Origin of the sequence: Archangium violaceum (assembly GCF_016887565.1) — a bacterium.
Lineage (GTDB): Bacteria > Myxococcota > Myxococcia > Myxococcales > Myxococcaceae > Archangium > Archangium violaceum_B.
In genome coordinates, this window is the sequence record NZ_CP069396.1 from 1,724,888 (window position 1) to 1,744,046 (window position 19,159).

18 protein-coding genes are annotated in these 19,159 nt (G+C 69.5%); 12 read left to right on the plus strand and 6 right to left on the minus strand.

Annotated elements, in window-relative coordinates:
- The first annotated feature begins 125 nt into the window (after positions 1 to 125).
- Positions 126 to 443, plus strand: coding sequence for a hypothetical protein (locus JRI60_RS07355; RefSeq protein WP_204225135.1), 318 nt, complete (start codon positions 126 to 128; stop codon positions 441 to 443).
- Between the two features lie 4 nt (positions 444 to 447).
- Here JRI60_RS07355 and JRI60_RS07360 read toward each other — a convergent pair whose 3' ends face one another.
- Together JRI60_RS07360 and JRI60_RS07365 are read right to left on the minus strand one after the other, a co-directional pair.
- Positions 448 to 840 carry a hypothetical protein gene (locus JRI60_RS07360; protein ID WP_204225136.1) on the minus strand — a complete coding sequence of 131 codons (393 nt, stop codon included), beginning with the start codon at positions 838 to 840 and terminating at the stop codon, positions 448 to 450.
- A gap of 62 nt (positions 841 to 902) precedes the next feature.
- Complete coding sequence (locus JRI60_RS07365) at positions 903 to 2,450, minus strand: 4-alpha-glucanotransferase (RefSeq protein WP_204225137.1); 1,548 nt, start codon at positions 2,448 to 2,450, stop codon at positions 903 to 905.
- A gap of 158 nt (positions 2,451 to 2,608) precedes the next feature.
- Between JRI60_RS07365 and JRI60_RS07370 the strand changes: the two genes are divergently transcribed.
- The 7 genes from JRI60_RS07370 (at position 2,609) to JRI60_RS07400 (ending at position 8,930) form a co-directional block, all read left to right on the plus strand.
- Positions 2,609 to 3,190 (plus strand): DNA-3-methyladenine glycosylase, encoded by a 582-nt coding sequence (locus JRI60_RS07370; protein WP_204225138.1) that lies wholly within the window; start codon positions 2,609 to 2,611, stop codon positions 3,188 to 3,190.
- 35 nt (positions 3,191 to 3,225) lie between these two features.
- Complete coding sequence (locus tag JRI60_RS07375) at positions 3,226 to 3,840, plus strand: RNA polymerase sigma factor (protein WP_204225139.1); 615 nt, start codon at positions 3,226 to 3,228, stop codon at positions 3,838 to 3,840.
- Positions 3,841 to 3,900: 60 nt separating this feature from the next.
- On the plus strand, positions 3,901 to 4,140 hold the full coding sequence (locus JRI60_RS07380) for an anti-sigma factor family protein (protein WP_204225140.1): 240 nt from the start codon (positions 3,901 to 3,903) through the stop codon (positions 4,138 to 4,140).
- Complete coding sequence (locus JRI60_RS07385; protein WP_204225141.1) at positions 4,137 to 5,204, plus strand: radical SAM protein; 1,068 nt, start codon at positions 4,137 to 4,139, stop codon at positions 5,202 to 5,204. Before JRI60_RS07380 ends, JRI60_RS07385 begins: the two co-directional genes overlap by 4 nt.
- Before the next feature lie 11 nt (positions 5,205 to 5,215).
- Positions 5,216 to 5,836 carry a DedA family protein gene (locus tag JRI60_RS07390; protein WP_204225142.1) on the plus strand — a complete coding sequence of 207 codons (621 nt, stop codon included), beginning with the start codon at positions 5,216 to 5,218 and terminating at the stop codon, positions 5,834 to 5,836.
- Between the two features lie 252 nt (positions 5,837 to 6,088).
- Positions 6,089 to 6,757 carry a hypothetical protein gene (locus JRI60_RS07395; protein WP_204225143.1) on the plus strand — a complete coding sequence of 223 codons (669 nt, stop codon included), beginning with the start codon at positions 6,089 to 6,091 and terminating at the stop codon, positions 6,755 to 6,757.
- Between the two features lie 103 nt (positions 6,758 to 6,860).
- A complete protein-coding gene (locus tag JRI60_RS07400) occupies positions 6,861 to 8,930 on the plus strand; it encodes a hypothetical protein (protein ID WP_204225144.1) in 2,070 nt (689 codons plus the stop codon).
- A 3-nt stretch (positions 8,931 to 8,933) separates the two neighbouring features.
- On the opposite strand, the gene JRI60_RS07405 is transcribed toward JRI60_RS07400, so the two are convergent.
- On the minus strand, positions 8,934 to 12,092 hold the full coding sequence (locus JRI60_RS07405; RefSeq protein WP_204225145.1) for an ABC transporter substrate-binding protein: 3,159 nt from the start codon (positions 12,090 to 12,092) through the stop codon (positions 8,934 to 8,936).
- A gap of 67 nt (positions 12,093 to 12,159) precedes the next feature.
- On the opposite strand from JRI60_RS07405, the gene JRI60_RS07410 reads away from it, so the two are divergent.
- Positions 12,160 to 13,182 (plus strand): transglutaminase domain-containing protein, encoded by a 1,023-nt coding sequence (locus tag JRI60_RS07410; RefSeq protein WP_430384369.1) that lies wholly within the window; start codon positions 12,160 to 12,162, stop codon positions 13,180 to 13,182.
- On the opposite strand, the gene JRI60_RS07415 is transcribed toward JRI60_RS07410, so the two are convergent.
- On the minus strand, positions 13,166 to 14,191 hold the full coding sequence (locus tag JRI60_RS07415; RefSeq protein WP_204225147.1) for an arginine N-succinyltransferase: 1,026 nt from the start codon (positions 14,189 to 14,191) through the stop codon (positions 13,166 to 13,168). The two genes, JRI60_RS07410 and JRI60_RS07415, sit on opposite strands and share 17 nt — an antisense overlap.
- Before the next feature lie 308 nt (positions 14,192 to 14,499).
- On the opposite strand from JRI60_RS07415, the gene JRI60_RS07420 reads away from it, so the two are divergent.
- Positions 14,500 to 15,429 carry a polysaccharide lyase gene (locus JRI60_RS07420; protein WP_239470394.1) on the plus strand — a complete coding sequence of 310 codons (930 nt, stop codon included), beginning with the start codon at positions 14,500 to 14,502 and terminating at the stop codon, positions 15,427 to 15,429.
- Positions 15,430 to 15,505: 76 nt separating this feature from the next.
- The gene (locus tag JRI60_RS07425) at positions 15,506 to 17,017 is read left to right on the plus strand and encodes a pyridoxal-dependent decarboxylase (RefSeq protein ID WP_204225148.1); all 1,512 of its coding nucleotides are present in this window, start codon (positions 15,506 to 15,508) and stop codon (positions 17,015 to 17,017) included.
- Here the strand turns inward: JRI60_RS07425 and JRI60_RS07430 are convergent.
- A complete protein-coding gene (locus tag JRI60_RS07430; protein ID WP_204225149.1) occupies positions 17,007 to 17,309 on the minus strand; it encodes a hypothetical protein in 303 nt (100 codons plus the stop codon). The genes JRI60_RS07425 and JRI60_RS07430 overlap by 11 nt on opposite strands.
- A gap of 189 nt (positions 17,310 to 17,498) precedes the next feature.
- On the opposite strand from JRI60_RS07430, the gene mug reads away from it, so the two are divergent.
- Positions 17,499 to 17,999 carry a G/U mismatch-specific DNA glycosylase gene (gene mug, locus JRI60_RS07435; RefSeq protein ID WP_204225150.1) on the plus strand — a complete coding sequence of 167 codons (501 nt, stop codon included), beginning with the start codon at positions 17,499 to 17,501 and terminating at the stop codon, positions 17,997 to 17,999.
- Here the strand turns inward: mug and JRI60_RS07440 are convergent.
- The gene (locus JRI60_RS07440; RefSeq protein ID WP_204225151.1) at positions 17,996 to 19,141 is read right to left on the minus strand and encodes an aromatic ring-hydroxylating oxygenase subunit alpha; all 1,146 of its coding nucleotides are present in this window, start codon (positions 19,139 to 19,141) and stop codon (positions 17,996 to 17,998) included. The genes mug and JRI60_RS07440 overlap by 4 nt on opposite strands.
- Positions 19,142 to 19,159 lie beyond the last annotated feature (18 nt).

Consider the following 19,159-nt stretch of genomic DNA (forward strand, 5'->3'; position numbering starts at 1 on the left):
CTGGCGGGAGTGCCCTCCTGCAACGGACAGTCGGTACCGTTCTTCGGGACACTCTGTCCGGTGGCACGCGCCAGGAGGCCCTTCGGACGTGCATCGCGCGCTTGCCTGCTACAGAGTTGGTCCGTATGCCATGGGCAATCAGAGGACTCCTGGGCGCGGCGGCGTTGGTGGTGCTCACCTCCTGCGGGGTGTCCCCGGACGAAGCGGTACGGGTGAAAGAAGGCCAGACGCTGGGTGACCCGGAGGCGGGTCTCCAGTACTGCTCCACGTTCGGCTGTCCCTATGAGGGCCAGGCCTGTCTGGAGGTGTTCTTCGACTACGGCCGCTCACCCGCGCTGTGCCTCTTCCTGGATGTGTGCGAGCGGCTCCAGTGCGAGAAGGAAGGGCGCCAGTGCGCCATCTTCGATGGCTTCCCCGGCCAGGTGAAGTGCATCGAGCCCTGATGGGTCAGGGCGTGCCCGCGTCGGTGGAGGCCTTCTCGCAGGCGTAGACGGCGTCCCAGGGCTCGCGGCACGTGTCGAACTGGGTGAGGGTGCGGCCTCCGCCCTCCTTGGGGACGCAGAACCAGGAATGGTCCGCGCCGCAGCCGTAGGCCTGCACGAGAGGGGTGCGGCAGGCCTCGCCAGCGGAGTCGAGGTCCTTCTGGCAGGTGCGCACGCACTCGTCCCAATAGTCGCCGTCGGACGACTCGCAGGACGTCGCCCCGTTGCTGGGGACCGCCTGGAACTGCCCGTAGCAGTAGCGCTGGCAGAGCCGCTCCTCGGGGGTGGGAAGCTCCGGACAGGCCGTGGCCAGGGCCGCGAGGCCCAGCAGCACCGGCGAGAGGAGGCGAATCTTCATACGTCCCCCGGGGAGTTGGGCGCCGGGCCGCCCTGGAGAGCGGCCCGGGCCGGTGGGTGGCCTCAGCGACGGGCCGAGGCGGTGAGGAGTCCCAGCCGCTCGGCGGCCGTGCGCGTCTCCTCGAGGGTGAGGAGCTCCTCCACGTTCTGGGTGATGCGGTAGGACCAGTTGGCGTCGTTCATGGAGCCCGGCAGGTTGATGCGGTCACGCGTGCCGAGCACGTCCTGCCAGGGCAGCACGCACAGGTCGCTCCCCGCGTTGAGCGTGGAGGCCAGCATGGCGCGGTGGATGGCCGGGGTGAACTCGCGCGTCACGGTGGCTTCCTGGAACTCGGGGTAGACGCGCGCGATGCTCCGGCGCTCCTCGTCGGTGGCCGTCTCCCACCACTCGGCCACGGGCTCGGTGTCGTGCGTGCCGGTGGTGACGAGCGACACGGCCGGGAAGTCATGGGGGTTGCGGTAGACGTTGTCGTCGCGCTCCCAGCGCAGCACCCGGTAGCCCGGCAGGCCCAGCTCCTTGAGGATGGTACGCACGAAGGGCGGAATCACTCCCAGGTCCTCGGCGACGATGCCGGCGTTCTGCGACAGCAGGCGGAAGTGGTGCTCGCCCTGGCGCTTCCAGGCCTCCTCGTTGTCGGGGATGAAACGGCCCTTGGGCGTCTTCTCGTCGCGAATCCACTGGCGGAAGTAGCCCACCGCGTGGTCCACCCGGCGCAGGTCGTAGTAGCTGGCCGCCTTGGCGGCGCGCGACTTGAGCCAGCGGTAGCCGTCCTTCTGCATCTGCTCGAAGTCGAAGTAGGGCAGGCCCCAGTCCTGGCCCGTCTCGGAAAAGGCGTCCGGAGGCACGCCCAGGCGCGCGTCGCGGCGCAGCACGTCCCGGTGGGCCCAGACGTCCGCGCTGTCCTGGCCGATGATGAAGGGCTCGTCACCGCACAGGAGGATGCCGCGCGCCTTGGCCAGCCCGCGCACCGCGTTCCACTGCACCTCGGCCACCCATTGCAGCCAGGCGTGGTAGCGCACCTCGCGCTCCAGCCGAGCCGTCTCGGCGTTGAGCGCCTCCGGGTGCCGGTCGCGCAGCGGCTCCGGCCACTCCCACCAGGGGGACTGGTTCCGCTCGTGGGAGATGGCGGTGTAGAGCGCGTAGCTCTCCAGCCATTCGCCCTGCTGCTGGCGCCACGCCGCGAACTCCTGGGCACGCGGGCTGCGGGGCCACTCGGTGCGCTCGAAGTGCTCGAAGGCGCGCCGGAAGGCGGCACCCTTGAGGCGGAAGACGAGGTCATAGCGGATGCGGGGGGCCGAGCGCGCCTCGGCCAACATGCGCTTGTCCTCATCGGAGAGCGCCGCCTCGCCTCCGGTGGCGTGGAACTCGGGCAGCATCTCCAGGTTGATGAAGAGCGCGTTGAGGCCGAACGCCGAGCGCGTGGCGTAGGGGCTGGGATCGCCCGGGGCCGTGGGCAGCAGCGGCAGCAGCATCAACAGGCGCTGACGCGCCGCCTCCATCCAGTGGAAGAGGCCATCGAGCCCGCCAAAGTCGCCGATACCGAAGTCGGTCTTCGAGCGGAGGGAGAAGAGGGGAAGCAGTAGACCGGAAATGCGGCCGGTGGAAGCCATGGTGGGCGCACAATGCACCACGCGCCCCCCGCTGTGAACTGTCCTGGCGACCGGATGGGGGCCCTGGTGGCTGCCTGTCAATCCAGGGGAGTCTCGGGCCCCTCGCTCCACTCCGGGCATTGACGGCGGGAGGGCCGGGCGGCATCCATCCACTCGCCGTGTCTCTTCCGCTCTCCTTCTACGCGCGCCCCGCGCTCACCGTTGCCCGCGAATTGTTGGGTGCTCATCTCGTCGTCGACGAAGGGGGCTGGCGGCGCGTGGGCCGTATCGTGGAGACGGAGGCCTACGTCGGCGAGCACGACCTGGCCTGCCATGCCGCCAAGGGGCGTACCCCGCGTACCGAGGTGCTCTTCGGGCCGCCGGGGCGGGCCTACGTCTACCTCATCTACGGCATGTACCACTGCTTCAACGTGGTGACGGATGTGGAGGGGGTGGCGTCGGCGGTGCTGGTGCGGGCGGTGGAGCCGGTGGAGGGGCTGTCCCCGGAGGCCCGCACGGACGGGCCGGGGCGGCTGTGCCGTGCCTTGGGGTTGACACTGGCGCACAATCGCTGGGACCTGGCGAGCGAGCGGCTTCACCTGGAGGCGGGAAGGGCGGTGACCGAGGTCGAGGTGGAGCGGGGGCCGCGCATCGGGGTGGACTACGCCGGAGAGTGGGCCCTGGAACCCTACCGGCTCTGGGTCCGTGGCAGTCAACACGTGAGCCGTCCTCCCGTCCGCAGGCGCCGAGAGCGCGCTTGACGCCGGACGGTCTTGGCTGGGAGGGTGCGCCCCAAATGTCCGACGAGGCCGACAAGGAAGAAGACCGGCAGCTCGTGGCGCGGGCCCAGGCCGGCGACATCAGCGCCTTCGAGGCGTTGGTGGATGCGAACCGGGACAAGGTGTACGGCTTGGCGCTGCGGATGACCCGCTCCGAGGCGGATGCCGCCGAAATCTCCCAGGACACCTTCCTGTCCGCCTATCAACACCTCAAGGACTTCCGCGGGGATGCGGCCTTTGGCTCGTGGGTGCACCGGATCGCCGCGAACAATTCCCTGATGCGGCTGCGGCACCGCCGCGTGGTGCAGGCGGCCGAGGGGGAGATCCAGGGCCCGGAGTTCACCGAGCGGGGGAGCCTGGCCGAGTACCCCGCCCAGGACTGGAGCCGGAGTGCCGAGGGCCGCATCCTGGACGCCGAGCTGGGGCGGGCCATCCAGGAGGCGACCGACCGGTTGCCCGAGGGGTACCGGGAGGTCTTTCTCTTGAAAGACCTGGATGGGCTCAGTTACGAACAGATCGCTGAGGTAACGGGGGATTCCATCCCCGCCATCAAGAGCCGGTTGCATCGCGCACGGCTCGCCCTTCGCGAAGCCATCGATCGGTTCTACAATCAGGGCAGTACGAGCGGGTGAAACCCATCGGGGGGCTGGGCATCTTCGTGAGTAGCGGGGCACGCCACAGCCGAGGTCCGGATGTACACGTGTAAAGACGCCATCACCCTCCTGTTGGACTTCATCGATGGCGAGATGTCGCCCGAGGATGCTCAACATCTGCGCGAGCACCTGTCCGGTTGCGCGCCGTGCATCGATTTCCTGCGCACCTACAAGGCGACGCCGGGCCTGTGCAAGCGGGCGCTGGCCCAGCAGATGCCGCAGGAAGTGTCGACGAAGCTCACCGAATATCTGCGCGCGCGCATCAAGTCCGCCTCGTGAAACTCAACCTGAAGTCGCTGTCGCTGCCGGAATTGGAGCAGGCGCTGTCCGCCGCGCAGCCCTCTCCCACCGCGGTGCGCAAGGTGTTCGCCGCCGTGTTCGCCCATGGCGCCGCCTCGGTGGAGGAGGTGTGCCAGGCGCCCCAGGTGCCGCGGCGCGTCGCGGAGCTCCTCCGGGAGAACGCGGAGATGCCCCGGCTGGAGGTGGTGGAGCGCCGCCGGGCCGATGACGGCTTCGTGAAATACCTCTTCGCCTCGCCCCTGGGCGGCCGGGTGGAGGCGGTGCGCATCCCCATCTTCGACGAGAAGTACGTGGTGTGCGTCTCCAGCCAGGTGGGTTGCGCGCTGGCCTGCGACTTCTGCATGACGGGCAAGCTGGGCTTCCAGCGCAACCTGCGCACCTGGGAGATATTGGACCAGGTGATGCAGATCCGCGCCGAGGCGGACCGGCCCGTGCGCGGCGTGGTGTTCATGGGGATGGGGGAGCCGCTGCTCAACTACGCGGAGACGCTGCGCGCGGCGCAGATCCTCTCCCACCCGGCGGGCTTCGCCATCGCCGGTCCGTCCATCACCTTCTCCACCGCGGGCATGGTGCCGGCCATCCGGCGCTACGTGCGCGAGGGGCACCCGTACCGGCTGGCCTTCTCGGTGACGAGCGCCATTCCGGAGAAGCGCATCCAGGTGCTGCCCATCGAGAAAGCGCACCCGCTGCCGGAACTGGTGGACGCCATCCGCGAGTACGCTACGGTGCGCCGCGAACGGGCGATGATCGCCTACGTGACCATCAGCGGCTTCAACATGGGGCGCGAGGACGCGCTGGCGCTGAAGGAGACGTTCGAGGGCATCCCCATCAAGGTGGATCTCATCGACGTGACGGACCCGACGGGGAAGTACCTGCCGCCCTCGGCCGACGAGCTGAAGGCCTTCCGGGACCACCTGCAGATTCTGGGAGCGCCCATTGCCCGGCGCTACTCGGGGGGCAAGGAGATCGGCGCGGCGTGCGGGACGCTGGAAGCTTCACAGTATGGTGGAGTGGTGCTGCCGCCTCCCGAGGCCGCTGGTTAGTTTAGCGGCCTATGGTCGAGTACCTCGACAACCTCATCGCTCACATCGGATTGCTGGGGCTGCTGGTGCTCGGGTTGGCGGCGGCGTTGGAGTACGTGGTGCCGCCGTTTCCCGGAGACACCATCACGCTGCTGGGCGGGGTGTACGCGGTGCGAGGCGAGCACCCCTGGCCGCTGGTGTTCCTCGTGGTGGTGGCGGGGAGCGTGGCGGGGGCATTCATCAACTACCAGGTGGGCCGGTGGCTGGTGGGGCGCTTCGAGCGGCGGCCGCATGATGCGTTCTTCGGAATCACGCATGCGCGACTCGAGTCGGTGCAGTCCCAGATGCGGCACAAGGGGCCGTGGCTGTTGCTGGCCAACCGCTTCATCCCAGGCGTACGGGGATTGATTTTCGTGGCGGCGGGAGCGGCGCACATGCCGCGCAGCAACGCGCTCACCCTCGGGGCGCTGTCGGCGATGGCTCACACGGGGCTGGTGCTGGCGCTGGGGGCGGCGGTCGGTGGAAACCTGGAGCGGCTGGAGTCGCTGATGTGGCGCTACCAGCGGGCCGTTCTCGGCCTGGTGGTGGTGGGCGTGCTGGCGGTGGTGGTTCGAGCCCTCGCGAAGCGGAAGACGCCGGCGACGGAGCGGTGAACCCCAGGTCTGGTCAACCAGACCTGAAGTGCAGCGACCTCGGCCCGTGCAGGTCAGGTCTGGTCAACCAGACCTGAACCGCGGGCGCCCGTCTTGCGCCGCGGATGCCGTCCTTGTGCCAGGACTCCAGTCAGCCCCTTGATGGCTAGTTAAAGGCGCGAAATCATTGGGAGATTCTGGTGGCCCGCGACTTGCGACGGCCCGCCCGCCGCACTTCAGCGGCCTGAAATCCCAATTGGGGGGTTCACCAAGATGCAGGACACGAATGGAAGCGACACCCTGTCCACCCTGACGCTCGAGCAGGCGAAGGACTCGATTCTCGCCTACGTGGCACAGGGCAACTCCGGCCACTACAACATCGGCAGGCTCTACAACCACATCGTCGACAACGACCTGGCGCGGAAGAGCGGGTACGACAGCGCCCAGGAGTTCTTCAGCCAGCACGTCAAGGTGCTCTCCAAGGCGACCCTGAGCCTGTACGGCACCGTCTCCCGGGAGTTCTCGGAGCCCATCTGCGTGGCGTACGGGATGACCCTCCTGGGGACCCTGCTCACCTACGAGAAGGCGGCCGGTCTGCGGCTCCCGGAGGGTGATCCGGGCCAGGTGCCCATCGAAGTGCCGGTGGAGGGCGGCACCGTGCAGTCGAAGCCCTTCGCCGACTGCTCCCTGGATGAGCTGAAGCTGGCTCTCAAGCACAAGCGCGTGCCGGCCACGCCCGTGTCTTCCTCGGATGCCGCCCGCGTCCAGTTCCTTCGCGACAGCCTGATGAAGCACTTCGCGAAGAGCTCGCGCGTGAGTGTCAGCGCGCGCGTCCACCGCGGCAAGACGCTGCTGAGTGTGCAGGACGTCCCCCTGGCCGAGCTGGAGCGGTTCGCCGAAGCCCTCCTGGATGGCATGCAGCCGGTGCGTGCGGTGGGGTGACGTCCCGCTGGACGTTGCCCGAAGGACACGGTGGAGCGGTTCCTCCACCGTGAGTCACGAGGGGGCGTTGAGAGCGCGCAGGGGGCCGCGATAAGTGGCAACCATGCTCCGTTCCCGCCCCTGGTTCCTCCTCCTCGTGGCGTTCGTGCTCGTTGGCGGCTGCCGGTGTGCTGAGCCGCCCGTGGGCGGGACACGCGGAGACTTCCGGGTGGAGCCGACGGCGCTCGACTTCGGCCGGGTGCTCGAGGGAGACACGGCACGCCGTTCGGTGACGGTGGTGGGCACGGGCCGAGCCGGAGTGACGGTGTTCGCCTTGGTGAAGAACGGACCCTTCACCCTGTCCGAGACCGAGGTGTCCGTTCCCGGTGTTGGCTCGGCCTCCCTGGAGGTGCTGTTTCCGGCGGGCAACGGCCTGGCGGAGGGCTCGCTGGTGCTGTCCGCGGGAAGCCACACGGAGGAGGTGGCCTTGCGAGGCGAGGGCGTGCGGCCCTTGGCGTGCGTACCCTCGGCGCCGTGCCGCGAGTCCCGCTTCGAACTGGAGCCGGGCGGGTGCGTGGAGTCGGTGGCCCCGGACGATACGGCGTGCATTCCCGACAGCCGGTGCCAGGAGAAGGGCCGTTGTCAGGCCGGAGTGTGCGCGGGCTCGCCACGCTCGTGTGATGACGGCAACCCCTGCACCCGGGACGCGTGCGCGCCGGACCTGGGCTGTGTGACGTCGCCCGTGGTGTGTCCCTCGTCGGGCAATCCCTGCCGAGTGGGAGTGTGTGACCTGAAGCGAGGTTGCACCGAGGTGGATGCCCAGGACTTCTCCGTCTGCGGCGAGGTGGACTGCGTCTCCGCGCGGTTGTGTGTCTCCGGCACCTGCCGGGAGGTGCCAACTCCCGAGGGCTTCCTCTGTGCGCCCGCCACGCCCTGCCAGGGCGAAGGCCACTGCGGCGGCGGCAGGTGCGTGCGTCCGGACGCGGGGGAGCTCGAGCCAGCCTTCTCCCAGGCTCTTGGTGGCGAGCCATCCTCCGAGTCCGGCGGGCCGGTGCTGCTCTCACATGGCGGCGCCCTCTTCGCCTCGGTGTGTCGTGATGATGCCGGTTGCCGATTGGTGTCGTACACGGGTGATGGCTTCCTGCGCTTCGAGACGCCCTACCCGGATGGTGCGGCGCGCACGCTGCTCGCCGTCTCGGACGCGGGCGTGGTGCTGCACGAGCCGGGAGCCATCGAGTCCTACGCATCCTCGGGGACGGGGGCCTCGTTGTGGCGCGTTCCACTCAGTGGCCTCGAAGCGCCGTTGGATGCTGGAGGGCTCGTCCCCTCCACGGGCGCTGGGCGGACCGCGATCGGCCTCCAGGGGGAGGTGGTGTCGCTCGTGTCGTGGGCGCCGCCAGATGCGGGGGTGGGGCAGGGCGCGGCGCTCGTGGTGCTCTCTCCCGATGGGGGAGTGCTGCGCTCGGGGCTGGTGGACGGCTTCGCGGGAAGCTCGCGGGTGGCACTGGACTCGCGCGGAGAGGTGTTCCTCTTCGCCCCGGGTGGACCGCTCGCGCGCGCCACCGCGGATGATGGAGGGACGGGCTTCCAGACAGTACCGCTGCTCACGGAGGTGCCGGAGTCGAGGGCCTCGCTCGCCGTGGCGGGAGAGTGGCTCTTCGCCGGGGCTCGGTCCTTCGTGGCCGCGGACGGGGGGACATCGGTGCTGGCGGACTGGGATGCGGGGACGCGGGTGACACGGCCGCTCGACGAGCCCGTGCTGTTGCTGGACGACACCGGGTATGCCTTCGCCTGGTCGGAGGAGGCGGGGCTCGTGCTGCGTGCATTCGATGCCCGCGCGGGCGCGGTGCGCTGGGAGACGGCCGTGCTGTCGGAGGAGAGCCCGGGCGTGCTGCACGAGGCCGCGCTGGTCCAGGGCGGCGCGGTGAGCACGGTGACGAGCGTTGGGTTCGATGGGGGGACCCAGTCACACGTGCAGGTGTTCGCCGAGGGCCAGCGGCTCATGCAGTGCCCGCTGCCCGGCACTCCCCGCGTGGCTGGTGCCGCCTACGTGGGGCGCTCCGTCTACGTCATGCTCGAACGTGAGGGCACCTGGCGGCTGGAGGCGTTCGACCTCGGGTCGCTCGTCACGGCGGAGACACGCGGATGGCCCCAGGGGTCCGCGGTCTCCGGCTCACGGCGCGAGCGCCCCTGAGGCTCAGTTTTTCAGCTGCTCCAATTCCTGCTTGTCCAGCCACAGGTCCTCGAAGCGCACCTGCGGGGGGGTCTGGTGCAGCCGCAGTCCCTGCACCCGGCCGCTCGCCGCCGCGTGCACGCGGTGGTGGAAGAGCGGGATGGTGGGGCAGTCCTCGTGGACGATCTGCTCCGCGAGCCGGTAGAGCTGCTTGCGCTGCTCCGGGTCGATGGTGACGCGCGCCTCCGTGGTGAGCCTGTCCAGCTCCGCGTTGCGGTAGCCCAGCGAGTAGATCAGCTGCGCCTTCGAGTTGAGGTGGAAGAAGAGGAAGTTGTCCGGATCCGGGTAGTCGGCGATCCACCCCACCCGGAAGACCGGCAGCCGTCCCTCGCGCCGCCGCTCCCCGAAATCCTCCGCGCGCAGCTCCTGGTGCCTGAGCTCCACCAGCCCCGCCTCCACCAGCGGCCGGAACAGGACGGTATCCTCCTCCGAGGTGTCGCGCCCCACCGCGTGGTAGATGGTCAATGGCAGCATCCGCAGTCCAGCCTCGCGCAGCAGGCGCTCGGCCAGGCCGATGTCCAGGCGCGGCTCGGGCATCAAGCCCTCGTCGTCCAGCAGCTCCGGGGGCGTCATCGAGCGGGCCACGCGCGCGCCCTTGTGGAAGTGGTCCACCAACCCCTGGATGTCCATGCCCGCCCGGATGGCCTTGCGAACCCGCACATCGTTGTACGGCGCCTCCCTCAGGCTGAAGCCGAGGAACGACGTGGAGGGCGTGGTGCTGGCGACCACCTGTTGCCCGTCCTGTTCGAGCGACTCCACGTGCCGGGCGAACAGGTGGGAGACGATGTCCACCGTCCCTTCCCGCAGCGCGGCCACGGCCTGCTCTCGCGACTCCACCAGATGGAACTCGAGCCGGTCCAGCAGGGGCTGTTCCTTGCGCCAGTAGGTGGGGTTGCGCTCGAGCGTGATGAGGCTCGAGTCGAAGCCCACCTGCCGGAAGGGGCCCGTGCCCACCGCCTGGCCGCCCGGACCCAACCGGGCCACCGCCGCGCGCGGCAGGGTCATCAGCTGGAGGAAGAAGGCCTTGGGCTCCTCCAGCCGTATCTCCAGCGTGAGCTCGTCCAGCACCTCGATGCCGGTCACCTCGCGAGCCTGGCCCGTGACGAACGCCTTGGCGCCCTCCACGTCCTCCAGCAGGCCTCTATCCGGCGACTTCACCATCGGGTCCAGCAGCCGCTCGAAGTGACGCTTCACGTCGCGCGCGTTCAGCGGCATCCCATCGTGGAAGGTGACGCCCCGCCGCAGGTGGAAGCGGTAGCGGCGTGCCGAGGGATCCGCCTCCCAGCGCTCGGCCAGATCCGGCACCAGCACGCCATCATCCATCCGCAGCAGGCCCGAGAAGACGCAGGCGCACATCTCCAGCAGCTGGTTCTCCACGGCGAAGAGCGGATCCAACCCGCCCTGCACCCGGACGAAGGCCGTCTGGTGGATGCCGACGTGCAGCGTGCCGCCCGGGTTCGGCGCTGGCAGCCGGAAGCGGAACACCTCTCCATCCAGACTGGCCGCCTCGTGCGCCAGCTGCTCCACCGTACGGCTCAGTCCGTCGCCGATCCGGATGACCTGGAGCGCGTCCTCGCGCACCCGAGCCACCTCCTCGCCAATGGCCGAGTCCCCGCGCATCAGCACGTCGTGCGCCGCGCGAATCTCCTCGATGGCCGTGCTCAGCCGCACCACCGCGTTGGACAGGTCGCGGCCCGTGCGCGCCTGGCCCTCCGCCTTGTGCGAGGCCTCCTGTGCCAGCTTGGCCATCTGCTGCGTCTGGTGCACCAGCTCGCGCCCGTGCCCCGCCTGCTCGATGGCCGCCCGCGTCACGTCGTCCACGCGCCGCGCCACCCGTCGGCTGGCCTCCACCACCGTGGAGCCCTGGGCCTCCAGCCGCTTCGTCTCCGCCACCGTGGCCTCCACCGCCGTGAAGGTGCGCTGGGTGATGGTGCGGATCTCCATCAGCGCCTCGGCCGCCCGGTCTCCCAGGAGCACGCCCGTGCCGGCCTGCTCGCGGCCCTCCTTCACCAGCGAGACGGCCGTGTCCACCTCCCTGCGCACGCCCCCGACGATGGTGGCGATCTCCCGCGTGGAGCGCGCGGTGCGCTCGGCCAGGCTGCGGATTTCATCCGCCACCACGCCGAAGGGCCGGCCCTGCTCGCCCGCCTGCGCGGCGATGATGGCGGCGTTGAGCGCCAGCAGGTTCGTCTGGTCGGCGATCTCCTGGATGACGTCCACGATGCGGCCAATCTGGGTGGAACGAACGCCCAGCGAGTCCACCAGCTCCGCGGCCTTGCGGACCGTCTCCTCCACCCGGTACATGCCCTGGACGCAGTCGTTGACGAGCACCTCGCCGCGCTCGGCGGTGGCCGTCACCGCGTGCGCCAGCTGGTTCGTCTCCGAGGCGCGGTGGCGCACGGCGTCGATGCCCGTCTGCACCATCTGGACGAAGGCTTCCGCCTCGCTGGCGAAGCGCGCCAGCTCGTCGCCCGAGGACGCGATGTGGTGCAGCCGCTCGCTCATGGCCTGCACCTGCTGGGTGGTGCGGTGCGAGAACTCGTCCAGCGCCAGCAGCGCCTCGGCCACCTGTCCCAGCCGCTCGGTCATCTCCACCAGCGAGCCGTTCGTCTCCTGGGCGAAGCTCTCCAGTTGCGTCACGCGCTTGCCCGCGGCCTGGAGACTCTGGCCCATGCTGTCCACCGACTCCTGTGAGCGCTCCACCGCTCCGCCCTGGCGGCGCGCGGCCTCCAGGAGCATGCGCACCTCCTCGCTCACCCCCTGGCAGGTGCGGTGCACGTTGCCCGTCACCCGCTGCACCTGGGTGAGCGCGCGGCGCAGGGAGTAGAGGAGCCGGCGCACATCGCGCTGATCTCCGATACCCCCGTAGGACATGCTGGTGAGGTCGCCTTCGGCGAGCCGGGTGAGCAGGCTGCTGCGGTCCTGGGCGCGCTCCGATACCCAGGAGAACCAGAAGAGGTAGCTTGTCACCAGGAGCAGCGTCGGCGAGCCCGCGAGCAGCACCGTCCAGCCCACCCAGTCATCGGGGTGGCCGGTGAAGAAGCGCAGCAGTCCGCCGAGAACGAGGGCCAGCGTGAGCCCTCCGACGACCATGAAGGCGAGGAGATACTTTTTGGCGGCCATGAGTGTACGGTTTCGCACCGTAGCCCGCATTCTCGCTCGGGTCTTCAATTCGGCACAGACTGAGGGGGTGCTCGTGCTCGCTCCCTTGCTCCTGCTCGCTCTTCCCGCGGGGGGAGTGCCATCCGCCCCCTCCCCGGTGGAGAGCGCCCGCTTCGTCTTCGCCTGGAGGGGCGTCCCCGTGGGGACCGTCACCCTGTCTCTCGACTCCGAGGCAAGACGCTTCACCTACACCTCTCGCCACCTGCACACCCGAGGGACGCACGTCGGGGAGAGCGTCCGGGAGGTCTCCTTGGAACTCCAACCCGGAGGCACGGTGGTGGGGCGCACGAGCGTTCCTCAGGCGCTGTGGTTGTGGCGAGGCCCCCCTGTCCTCGGGTGCGTGACGGGGCGGGAGGAACTCTCCGGTCGGGAGGGGCCGCACTGTGTCACCGCCGTTCGGGGGGCCGTGGTGGAGGGCACACTGCTCGGCCAGCCCTTCACCGCGCACCATGACGAGCACGGACGGATGGTGGTGCTGGAGGTGGGGCAAGCGCGTTTCACCGCCGTGCCGCCAGGACAGCGGCTGAGGCCTCCCCCGGAGCTCTTCGCGGAGGGCCTGCCCGTGGAGGGGGAGTCCGGTCCGCTCGCCTTCTCGCCCGCATGGCCCGCGGAGCCGCGCCCAGGATGGCTGACGGCCTGGCGGGCGTTGGAGGCGCGGGCGCTCGCGGCGGAGGTTCATGCGGCCTTCGCGGAGAAGGGCCCGGGCGCCGCGGACTTCCGTGAGGACGGTGAGGGCGAGGCGGGCGGGTGTCTGGCGCATGCGTCACGCTTCGCGGCCCGGGCGGCGGCGCGCGGGCAGCGAGTGGCGCTGGTGCACGGGTTGCTCGTCGTGGACGGAGGCCCCGCCCGGCCTCATGCCTGGGTGCGCGTGGGCCTCGTGGGGGGCGGTACGTTGGAACTGGATCCCACCTCGTTGGACCCCGTCACCCCCGAGACGCATCTGCCGCTCGCGGTGGCCCGGCCGGGAGCGCCTTCGGTGGAGGCCGGGGAGCGGTGGCTGGCGCTGCTGCGCGGTGAGCACCGCGTGGTGCGTCTCAGTCGAAGGGAATGACGGACAGCTTCGCGCCCGCGGGCGCGTCCAGCAGCTCCTTGGCCCGCGCCGGCAGGTACGCGTTCTTGTCGTCCAGCCGGGCCGTGGTGCGCACCGCGCGGAAGCGGTTGCGCCCCGACTCGCGCTCGAAGGAGACGAGCACGTCATCCCCCTCCATCTCGAAGTCCTGCTCGGCCAGCTTCACCGAGCGGTAGCGTCGCACCAGGGTGATGTCCGCCAGGTTGGCCTCGAAGTGGGGGCCACCGTCGAATGGATCGATTCGCTCCACGTAGCGGAACCCCACGCGCTCCAACATCCGCTGCACGCCCTGGGTGTTGGGACCCACCTCGCCGAGCACCTTCTGTACGCGGTCCGGGAAGAGCGACGCGTAGATGTCCGAGGAGGGGAAGAGCTCCTTGATGAACTCCTTGTTCTGCCGGCTGAGGCGGTCCGCCTCCTGGTAGGTGAGGCCGGTGAACTTCTTGCCGCACGCCTCCCAGAGCAGGCTGCGCCCATCCGGCAGCAGCGGCGGCAGCAGCTCGGCCAGCACGCGCGGGCGGAAGATGCGCCTGTGCATGGCCATGAAGAGGAAGCGCACGTAGGACAGCTGCTTGCCGGGCTTGTCCGGCGTGGCGCGGTAGGGCGGGTCCACCACCAGGCCGCCAATCTCCGTGGGGCCCTCGTAGTTGTAGCCGATGGAGAGCACCTTGTGCCGGAAGTGCCGGCCGATGCTGGCCGAGTAGTGCTCGCGCTCGGACACGTCGTAGTAGATGTGCGGCGACTCGTAGGTGCCGTGCTGCGCGATGATCATCGACGTGCCGATGATGAGCTCGTTGCGCACGTCCTCCAGGACGAAGAGGTACTCGCGCTCGAAGGGATTCTTCACCTTGCCCGCGAAGCTCTTCACGGACTTGTCGATGATGGCCTCGAGCGTCTCCTCGTTGTTGGGCAGGTTGACGGTGTTGAGCACCGCGGCGAGCCGCTTCAGGCCGGGCAGGTCGGTCTTCTGGACATCGCGCAAGACGAGCATGGGAGCACCCGGGTGTCTCCTCGCATGGAGTCACCACAGAGGGAGCGCACCATACACCAGCCCTGCATCCAGTCAGCCGCCTGGATGGCCTCCTGTGTCGACGCGCCGCGTTGGCCCCCGCTCGCTCGGCTGGCCGCTGGGTCTCATGAGAATTTTCGTCTCCGGAAAGACGATCGCCGGGAGGCAGACGCCTCTCCGCTCGCCCGCTCTGCTGTCAAGGCAAAAGAAATAACAGTCGCTTGAAATAAAGGTGGAACGTGGGACCGTAGGCCCTCGCCGTTGGGTGCAAAACATTAGCGAGGGAGCCCTTGAGAGAACTCCTGGTTTCACTTCTCGCCGTGCTGATGCCGGGTCTGTCATGGGCCGGAGTCGTCTGGAAGGGCGACTTCGAGACGGGGGACCTCGGCCAGTACTCGAGCTACCAGTGGATGAGCGCGGACCGGCTCCAGGTGGTGCAGTCCCCGGTGCTCCAGGGGCGCTACGCGCTCAAGGCCACGGTGAGGCAGGGGGATGACCCCATCAACTCCAGCGGCAACCGCAACGAGCTCGTCTACAAGGGTCGTGAGCTGGAGGGCTCGGAGTACTACTACCGCTGGCAGGTGATGTTCGCGCCGGACTTCCCCAGCGTGAAGACGTGGCAGGTCTTCACCCAGTGGCACCACAATGGCTGCTGCGGCTCTCCTCCAGTGGAGTTCTTCGTCTACGGCGAGGAGCTTCGCCTCACGCTCACCGACAGCGCGACACCCTGGAAGACGAAGCTGGAGCGCGGCGTCTGGCAGGACTTCATCTTCCACGTGAAGTGGTCGTCGGACCCGAGCGTGGGCTTCGTCGAGCTGTGGCACAACGGTCAGCGGGTGCTGCCCCGGTACATGCACGCGACGATGTATCCGGGCGATGGCATCTACCTGAAGCTGGGCCTGTACCGCAGCGACACCGTGCAGCCGGTGGGCGTCGTGTACCACGATGGTTTCGTGCAGGCGACGCGGCTGGACGACGTGCTGCCGCCCGCACCCGCGCCGGCACCTGACGCGGGCACTCCGCCAGGAGGGGGCTCTTCGTCTCCTCCGAGTGAAGAGCCGCCACCCGTCGGCTCCTCCTCTCCGTGGCCCGATGGCTCCCCCCCTTCGACGTTCCCGGAGGAGCCCTCGCGCTTCGGTTGCTCGAGCGCGGGCGGACCGCTCTGGGCGGTGGCACTGCTGGGGTTGGGTGGACTGCTGCGGCGCGTGCGGCGCCGGTAGGCCCTTGGTACTCGGTGCTACCCGTCGCGCGGGGGCCGTCGTATGAGGGGCGCGACGCCCGAGAGGAGACACCGAGATGAGCGACGCGCGTGAAGGAGCGGTGCCCCACCTGAGCTCCGAGGAGTTCCGGCGACTGGGCCACCGGATGGTGGATTGGATCGCCGACTACTGGTCCCGGCTGGAGTCCTTTCCGGTGCGCGCGGCGGTGGCGCCGGGCGAGGTGATGGCGAAGCTCCCCGAGCACCCGCCCGAGGAGGGCCTGGGCGGTGAGGCGGGCTGGGAGTCCGTCTTCCGCGACCTGGAGAACGTGGTGCTGCCTGGCATCACGCATTGGCAGTCGCCTTCCTTCTTCGCCTACTTCCCCGCGAACGCCTCCGGGCCCGCGGTACTCGGCGAGCTGCTGTCCGCCGGCCTGGGCGTGCAGGGCATGCTCTGGTCCACCAGCCCCGCAGCCACTGAGATGGAAACGCGCGTGCTGGACTGGTTGGCCGAGCTGACGGCGTTGCCGGCCTCCTTCCGCTCGGACTCGGGCACTGGCGGTGGCGTCATCCAGGGGACGGCGAGCGAGGCCACCCTGGTGGCCATGGTGGCGGCGCGCGAGCGGGTGCGTGCCAGGCTCGGCCGCGAGGCGGAGCTGGTGGCCTACACCTCCACGCAGGCACACTCGTCCGTGTTGAAGGCGGCCATGCTGTCCGGCGTGGTGCGTGGCGTGTCGGATAACGTGCACCTGCGCTCGCTCGGAACGGATGCGCGGTGCGCGCTGAGCCCGGAGCTGCTGGAGAAGGCCATCCGCGAGGACCTGGCCGCGGGCCGTCAGCCCTTCTTCGTGTGCGCGTCGCTGGGCACCACCTCCTCGGGGGCCATGGACCCGCTGCCCGCCCTCCAAGGGGTGTTGGAGCGGACGGGCTTCACCGGCTCGGGCGGCTGGCTGCACGTGGACGCGGCCTGGGCGGGCTCCGCGCTCGTCTGCCCCGAGCACCGGGACATGCTGCGGGGGCTGGAGGACGTGGACTCCTTCGCCTTCAATCCGCACAAGTGGCTGCTGACCAACTTCGACTGCAACGCCTTCTACACGCGAGACCGCAAGGCCCTGCTGGAGGCGCTCAGTGTCATGCCGGAGTACCTGCGCAACGCGGCCACCGCGAGCGGCGCGGTCATCGACTACCGCGACTGGCAGGTTCCGCTGGGCCGCCGCTTCCGCGCGCTGAAGCTGTGGTTCGTGCTGCGCCACTATGGCGCCAAGGGGCTGCGGGCCTACATCCGCGAGCACGTGCGACAGGCGGAGCTGTTCGCCTCCTGGGTGGAAGCGGACGCACGCTTCGAGCTGGCCGTGCCGCGCTCGCTGGCCCTGGTGTGCTTCCGGCTGCGGCCGAGGCCGGGCGAGGAGTCCGCGGCCACGGACGCGCGCAATCGCCAGCTGCTGGAGCGGCTGAACGCGAGCGGGAAGGCCTTCCTCACGCACACGGTGCTGCCCGGGGTGGAGGGTGCGCCCGCGCGCTACGTGCTGCGCATGGCCATTGGTTCGTCGCGCACCGAGGAGCGGCACGTGCGCGCGGTCTGGGAGCAGCTCGTGGCGCTCACTGATTGATGAGCGGTTGCAGCACGCCCAGGCGCTCGATGTCCTGGCGCATGGCCGAGCGCACCGCGTCGATGATGGCCTCGTCGGAGAAGTTCTTCACGAGGACCATCCCGGGGGTCACCAGGGAGAGCGCCTGGTCGAGCTGGCGCCGCAGGTGTTCGGGGGTGAGGAGGGTGAGTCCGAAGCGGCGTCCGTCCTTCAGGCGGACCATGATGTCCAGACTGTCGCTCTGACTCGTGGCGAGCTCCTCGGCGACCAGCACCGAGGCGATCTGCCCATCCTTGATGTCGAGGGTGCGCATGGTGGCTCGACTGTAACCGCCCGCCGGCCAGGGGAGGGGGCTCGGGGTGGGGCTCCCGTCCACCGGTTCACCATCCGGCCGGGGATGCCGACGCCGAGGAGACGGTATAGGTTCAGGTCACGGGAGGAACGCCTGAAGTCACCTCGGAGGCCCACGAAGGAAGAGCTCCTCGCCGCGGTGGGGAGGACGATGCCGGATCTGCTCGGTTCCGGGCTGAAGGTCCTCTTCTGCGGCATCAACCCCAGCGTGTACTCGGCGGTGGTGGGCTACCACTTCGCCAGACCGGGCAATCGCTTCTGGCCGGCGCTGCATGCCTCGGGTTTCACGGACCGGTTGCTGGCACCCCACGAGCAGGACGAGCTGCCACGGCTCGGGCTGGGCATCACCAACGTGGTGGACCGGGCCACCGTCTCGGCGGATGTCCTGACGGCGGAGGAGCTCGCCGAGGGCGGGCGGAGGCTGGCGGCGAAGGTGCGGCGCTACCGTCCCCGGTACCTGGCGGTGCTGGGAATCGGCGCCTGGCGCACGGCCTTCCGACACCCCGGGGCCTCGCTGGGGCTACAGCCGGAGTCGCTGGGCGAGACGCGCGTCTGGGTGCTGCCCAACCCGAGCGGGTTGAATGCCCATTACACACCGGCGGCGCTGGCGCGGCTGTTCCGCGAGCTGCGCGGGGTGGTGGAAGGCGGCTAACCGCGGACTCCGAGCGCCTGGTCCATGGCCTCGTGGAAGTAGCGCAGGCCCTGCTCGAAGCGGGCCAGCCGCAGGGAGGCGTTGGCGCCCGAGCGCAGTCCGCGTTGGATGGACTCGCCCATGCGGATGTCCTCGTGCACCGCTTGCAGCAGGATGTCGACGTTCTTGTCCCAGTACCGGGTGGCCTTCTCGCTGGTGGGGGCCTCGGGGATGAGCGTGAAGGTGCGCAGCTCCGTGCGATCCAGATCCACCGGGTACACGGTGGTGACGGTGACGTGGTCCGGCTGCACCAGCAGCAGCGTGTTGGGGAAGACGAAGTAGAGGATGTTGGCGTGCATGCGCAGCCGCCACTCCTCCTCGGGTGTCCCCACCAGGTCGCGCACGGTGCGTTTGGGGAAGACGCAGCGCAGGTGTGGCGACAGCCGGTCCACCAGCCCCATGTTGTCGATGAAGAGCGGGTAGATGGAGGTCCGGTGCGCGTGCTTCACGTGGTAGGCCTCGAGGAAGATCTCGATGGCCAGCTTCCAGTTGAGTCTCAGCTCGAGCCGCTGGGGTCGGTACACCACATGGGTGTGCAGCCCGTAGCTGGAGAGCTCGGCGGCGACGGGGGCGAGGAAGCAGTCGGCGGCGAAGCGCGAGTCCTTGCGGCCCTGGGCCCAGAGGAAGCCGAAGCGCTCGGCGAGGGACACGCGCACCAGCCCCACGTTCTCGGAGGGGCGGCTGGGGAAGCCCACCTCGTGTGGCACGGCGCGCAGGCTGCCCTCGGTGTCATACGTCCAGCCGTGATAGGGGCAGACGAAGGCGTGCTTGTGTCGGCCGCACGCCTCCTCCACCAGCCGGGTGCCCCGGTGACGGCAGACGTTGAGGAAGGCGACGGGCTCGCCCGAGGGGGTACGGCAGATGAGCAGCGGCAGGCCGCTCACGTCATGGGTGAGGTAGTCCCCGGGCTCCGGCAATTGCGAGACGTGTGCCACCAGCAGCGGGCGGCGCTGGAAGAGGGTCTCCCGCTCGGCCTCCAGCCGGTCCGCGCGCAAGTAGCTCTCCACGGGAAGGCGGGACTCCTCGGCCTCCATCTGTGTGGTGCCCGTACGCAGGTGCTCCTGGATGCGGCGGATGAGCTCGACCTGGGTCGTGTGATCCATGCACTGACCTCCCCCTGG